We start from the raw sequence: 5,501 nt of genomic DNA, 5'->3' as shown, positions 1-5,501 counted from the left end.
CCCCTCGACGGTGACAGCCAGCTCTCACTTTTGACGAAGTTATTTCTTTTGGCAGGGGGTGCGTTCATGGATAGCGTAGAGCGGTGCTTCGCCGCAGTGACGGCAATCGGTTTTATTGTGACCGTCGTCGGGATGATATTTCTTCAAACGATCTAAGTTCTGGTTCCGCGCGAATGCAGGCCAGCGCCGCGACCGGGCTTTGGGCTGTAGGTCAGCCGCGCTGCGCTGAAGATCGCTTGGGGCTAAATCTTCAACAGCAGTCCCAACGTTGGCGCCATCCGCCTCACCGATCCGGCGTGGCCGCCTCAGTTGGCCCCCCTTGATCTATCTCAAGCGGCGCATTGCGCCACGCCAGATCGTCGGGCCATGGCCGCGCCCGATAAACAGACTGAGGGCAAGGAAGCCAAGCCGTCACGGCTGGATGACGCACGTCGCCTTATTGAGGAGTACGTAGAAGACCTCCGCGAGATCATTCGGAAACTCCGCCGCAAGATGAATTAAGTCCGTCTCAGTTGGCGGCCTCTTTCATTTCAGAATACCTTGCTTCCGCTGTTGGCCCGAAGCGACAAACTCGGTCGGGCGCTTTGATGTCGGCAATGAGGGTAAGCCGGACGCGGGTTTGATCGCGCAGAACCGGCGCGATTGACCCATTACGGGCCCTTCAACGGACCGATCAAGATCGCGGACGTTCGGTGGCACCAACTATTCCTTCACGACACCAGGTGTTGTAGCTTCCAAAACTTACAGCCATTACGGGATGCAAACCGGAGCATCGGGTAATGCCACAATTCGAGATAAATGTCTGCTTCTCCACGCCGGGCAAGTCGTGGCACGAAGATACATCTCGTGCGGTAACTGTCGTGGCATCTGCACCTAACGGGGTCGAGGCAGTCATCACGGTGCTTAGGGACATCCAATACGATCACCAGGCGGAATTGGTTCACTTCATCCATGTTGGTCTCGCAAGGGAAAGCGCAACTAAGGATGAGCGGCGCGGGTGACCAACGACGGGAATGAGGACGCGGGTGTCCGCTTGTGGCCCTGAGCCGAACAACGCACCAGCCGAATTCCATGTCGGCTGTCCGCAGAAGACCAGACACTGCCACGTCCACCGCGCCCTCCCGGCCTCAGTCGAAAGCTCAACTGACGAGTTGTCTCGGCAACACCATCACGACGTTGATCTCCCGCTCCAATGTCTTTGAGGCAATGATCGATATGTGCAGCGCGAATTCATCCTCGATCTTCGCGGCGGTGTCCTCGTCCTTGGCGTAGACGAACAGGATGTCCCCATCGACTTCATCGAACCGCACGCCACGCACCGAACCCATTTTGGTATTTGATTTTGTCTCCGACGAACGTGATTGTTCGGTGAGAGCTGTCGGCCCATCGATAGCTACTAAATTTCTCGTCGAGCCAGCCGTCGGTCCATTGGAAATCATTCTTCGCTAATCGCTCTATATAACGCCGACAGTACACAGCGGCATAGGACCGCATTTTTTCGCCGACGCACTTCAGCTCTGTCGAGCATCATTGGTCTTCTTGCCGCTTGAGCGCTTCTTCTTGCAGCTTTCGATCCTCTTCCTGCTTGTTGTGCTCTAGGCGCAGACGTTCGGCTTCCTGTGCGGCCCGGCGTTGGCCGATCGCCCCCAAGGCACCTTCGAGCGCAATTATCTGCTGTCGGGCGGCCTTCCAATCGTCGATATTGGTGTAGCCATGCGACAGGGCATCCTGCTTAGCGCTGCGATCGACGGCGCCTCTATTATATTCGCATGAAGCGAGAGCGATGACGAAGCCGCCAGCCGCTAAAATCTTGCCAAACGACTTTCTGTTCGGGACGCGGTAGAAAGCCAAGCCAGCTAACATTCCCAACAACGCGATAATGAATGAACTTGTCGCAATTGCTTCGTACAAGGGTGCGCCCCGATGCCCGGCGAACAGGAATTTGCGGCGCCAGAATTCGCCGCAATTAATGTTAAATCAGACATTAAATTAAGAATTAAATCGGCAGTTTTATTGGGCGCGGTATTGCACTGCGAAGCCCGTTAATCGATTTTCGACATCGCGCAGCCCAAGGCCCATTCAGAACTTTGGCGAATTTTGCGGCACACAATTGGGACAGCGCGGTTTTCGGTACTAAAGCACCGTAGTCGCCCGGACTTCGATACGTGCACTGTTCAAAGTAGAACTACGCACGCCGGGGCTGGCATTTCTATCCCGAACAAGATTGTAACCGGCAGGGGCTACCGCGAGGTGGCCCCTTTCGGTTCTGACGGTCGCGGAGGAATTGGGACGCCGCGAATTCTAAAGGTTGCGCTTGAATCGACGGGGCGACTGGGCTTCGATAGACGCGTTCTTGCACGCAATCTTTTTTCCTCGCTAGTCGGCCAAATTTCATGAAGACCTTTCTGCTGGCGCTCGGCGGCTGGCTGCTGCTGAATATCCTCTACGTCGTGATCGTTATGCCGCCGCGGCGAAACAACCCATCATCCCCGCTCAATCGAGTAATCAATTCACTTCGCCGCCTCGTTCGAGGACGGCGGCACCCACCTTCCTGAGAGGAGTGAAGGCAAGTGAACGTCGCCTTTTGGCCGATTTTGTTGCAAAAGTCAGTTGAGACGAGCCGGCAAGCGTGATTCCGTTGTGTTGACGCGAATCGCGACGAGGTCGATCCATGATGGGCCGTCTGAAGAGTGACCAAGGTCAACTGTTCTACGAGTTTCATCTCAGCGACGCGGTTCCCGAAGATCATCTGGTGCGGAAGATCGACACTGCGCTCGATCTGTCTTGGCTTCGCAGCGAACTAGCTCCGCATTATTCGTCCATGGGTCGCCCGTCGATCGATCCGGAGTTGATGATCCGAATGCTGATCGTGGGGTATGTCTTCGCGATCCGCTCGGAGCGGCTGCTCTGCCGTGAAGTGCAGGTGAACCTCGCCTATCGGTGGTTCTGCAAGCTCGGTATCGAGGATGCCATCCCGGATCATTCGGCCTTCTCGCGGGCCCGCAATGAGCGCTTCCGCGAGGGAGATGTCGTTCGTCGGGTGTTCGAACATATCGTCGAGGCGTGCGTTGTGGCCGGTCTGGTTGGCGGCGAAGGTTTTGCGGTAGACGCGAGCCTGATCCAGGCAGATGCCAACAAGCAGCGCTCGATCGCGGGTCAGGATTGGCGCAGGGATCGCGATCCGGCGAGGTCAAGCCGCGCGGTGAAGGAGTATCTGGCAACCCTCGACGATACGGCGTGGGGTGCGGCCAGTGACGTTGTCCCGAAGTTCATCTCGCCGTCCGATCCCGCGGCCCAGTGGACCGGAGCTCACAAGGGACCAGCATTCTTCGCTTACTCCGACAATTATCTCATCGACGTGAAGTTCGGCGTCATCGTTGATGTTGAGGCGTCCCGCTCCATTCGCCAGGCCGAAGTCGGAGCGGCGAGGACAATGATCGAACGAACAGAGGAGCGCTTTGGTCTCAAGCCGGAACGGCTTGTCGGGGATACCGCTTACGGGGCTTCTCCGATGCTGAACTGGCTGGTCGAGGAGAAGGGCATCGCGCCACATATCCCCGTGTTCGACAAGTCGAAGCGAGATGACGGTACCTTCTCGCGCAGCGACTTTCGATATGATCCGACCAGCGACGTCTACCACTGCCCGGGCGGAAAGCGGCTCGGGACGAGCGGCACCGTGCACGAGGGCAAAACGCTTCTGTATCGTGCGAGCAAGCTCGACTGCGACGCATGCCCGCTTAAACCGCAGTGCTGTCCAAAAGAACCATCGCGCAAGATTCCGCGCGACATACATGAGCACGCCCGGGACGTCGCCCGATCGTTCGCTGGCACCGAGGGCTTCGAGACGTCGCGACGCCAGCGCAAGAAGATCGAGATGCGGTTTGCGCACTTGAAGCGCATCCTGAGGCTTGGCCGGCTTCGGCTTCGTGGCCCACGGGGCGCCCAGGACGAGTTTGTTCTGGCTGCCATCGCTCAAAATCTGAGGCGCCTCGCCTCGTTCGTTGCGCGACCACCACCCGCTCATGCTCGGTGCATTGCGTAGCGTAGGAGTTGGGTTGAGAGCGCTAGGGTCGGCGGATCAAAGCCGGCTGACCTTACCGAATGGCCGAAAGATATCCGTCGGTACAGCCGACTTTTGCAACAAAATCGGCCCAAGGCTGCCCTTTCCTTTAAGGGCCGTGGCGACCGCTTCCGATAAGTGAGCCGCTGTTGACCGATGGCGGACATTGCGTTGGCTATACCGCTCGTTTCCGAATGCAACCTATCCCATTGCAGACAATCCGCGAGATTGCAATCGCTCCCAGATTTTGCACGTCGCGCTCGGGAACGAACTCAACGACGTCCAGCCCGACTATTCTGCACTTTGACGCGACACCCCGCATGAGATCGACAACGTCAAAATAGGACACCCCCCCTGGCTGCGGTATAAGTACGCCTGGGACGACTGATGGATCGAGACCGTCGCAATCGATAGTAATCAAGCACTCGCTGTCGTCCTCTATCTCTTCAAGAACGCTTGCGATCCCGTGAAGCCGAATATCTCTTGCGGTGACGATCTTCGCGCCCCACGCCTTTGCATAGTCATATTCGGCACGACCAGAGCCGCCAATGCCGCGCAAACCAACCTGCACGATGCGTCTGACCCAGGGCAATTCGCTGGCTCGTCGCATTGTGCTCGAGAATGTATACCCCGATCCGTTTCGCTGATCATGCCAATCAAGATGGGCATCAATCTGCAAGATCGTCAGCTCTTTGCTTTTGCGGAATGCTTCGAAGAAAGGTATCGGAACCGAGTCATCCCCACCCAGCAGGATCGGAACCGCGCCGGCCGAAAGGACGGCTTCCGTGGTCGTCCTGATCGCATCGCGGTTACTCTCGGGTGTCCTGGGATCCGTCACAAGGTTTCCACCATCCAAAACCCTCAATTTGGCTGGCGCGAGCAGTTCCGCTTCTTGATCAAAATCCCAACGGGTGAGATCGCTCTCATAATGACGCAGAGCGCGACGAATGAAGTCTGGCGCATTGGCGGCATGGCTGGTCTGACCTACACGGCGTGGCATCGGACGCGCCGAACAAGATCACATCGGCCACAGGCAGGGTGGTGGTTAAGTCACAAGCCTCAACACCCAGAAAAGTCGCCTCGGGATGCATTGCAACTATCCGGGGATTGTCTACGCGTTCCTTTCAACCAGAGTCGCTTTCTCGGGTTCCGATGGCAGCCGCGGTGTCCTGAATGTCCGCAAATGGCCGGTGGCTGACCTCCGTACTTGGGCTCGCACGGTCCGCTTCCAAAGGTTGAGCGGAGGGCCATAGTGGAGCCACCGAGGGCGCCTTTGACCCATGGCGGACGGTGACCGACCCTTTGCTGCGATGCGAAGCGCAATTTGTCCGGAACCCCAGCAACCGTTCCCTTACAGGAACGTTAGAAGCCATCACCGCAAGGCTCTAGGTATTTATCGGTGATGAGAACGCACCGTAGCGCTCCCGCCTTCCTCAATTGG

General features: G+C 57.5%; 5 protein-coding genes. 2 read left to right on the top strand and 3 right to left on the bottom strand.

The genetic code is table 11. From position 1 onward, the window contains the following. Nucleotides 1-1,139 precede the first annotated feature (1,139 nt). Nucleotides 1,140-1,439 (bottom strand): hypothetical protein, encoded by a 300-nt coding sequence (locus GGD61_RS39920; RefSeq protein WP_183232526.1) that lies wholly within the window; start codon nucleotides 1,437-1,439, stop codon nucleotides 1,140-1,142. A gap of 88 nt (nucleotides 1,440-1,527) precedes the next feature. After that, nucleotides 1,528-1,911: a hypothetical protein gene (locus GGD61_RS39915; protein WP_183232525.1), complete on the bottom strand. Its 384-nt coding sequence runs from the start codon at nucleotides 1,909-1,911 to the stop codon at nucleotides 1,528-1,530. A gap of 482 nt (nucleotides 1,912-2,393) precedes the next feature. On the opposite strand from GGD61_RS39915, the gene GGD61_RS39910 reads away from it, so the two are divergent. Both GGD61_RS39910 and GGD61_RS39905 read left to right on the top strand, forming a co-directional pair. Beyond that, on the top strand, nucleotides 2,394-2,555 hold the full coding sequence (locus tag GGD61_RS39910) for a hypothetical protein (protein ID WP_183232524.1): 162 nt from the start codon (nucleotides 2,394-2,396) through the stop codon (nucleotides 2,553-2,555). Between the two features lie 116 nt (nucleotides 2,556-2,671). Further along, nucleotides 2,672-4,042, top strand: coding sequence for a transposase (locus GGD61_RS39905; protein WP_183232523.1), 1,371 nt, complete (start codon nucleotides 2,672-2,674; stop codon nucleotides 4,040-4,042). A 193-nt stretch (nucleotides 4,043-4,235) separates the two neighbouring features. Here the strand turns inward: GGD61_RS39905 and GGD61_RS39900 are convergent, their stop codons facing one another. Continuing rightward, nucleotides 4,236-5,060: an arginase family protein gene (locus tag GGD61_RS39900; protein ID WP_246786223.1), complete on the bottom strand. Its 825-nt coding sequence runs from the start codon at nucleotides 5,058-5,060 to the stop codon at nucleotides 4,236-4,238. Nucleotides 5,061-5,501: the final 441 nt, after the last annotated feature.

This window comes from Bradyrhizobium sp. SBR1B (assembly GCF_014198205.1).
Lineage (GTDB): Bacteria > Pseudomonadota > Alphaproteobacteria > Rhizobiales > Xanthobacteraceae > Bradyrhizobium.
This window is presented reverse-complemented; position numbering and strand designations above follow the sequence as displayed.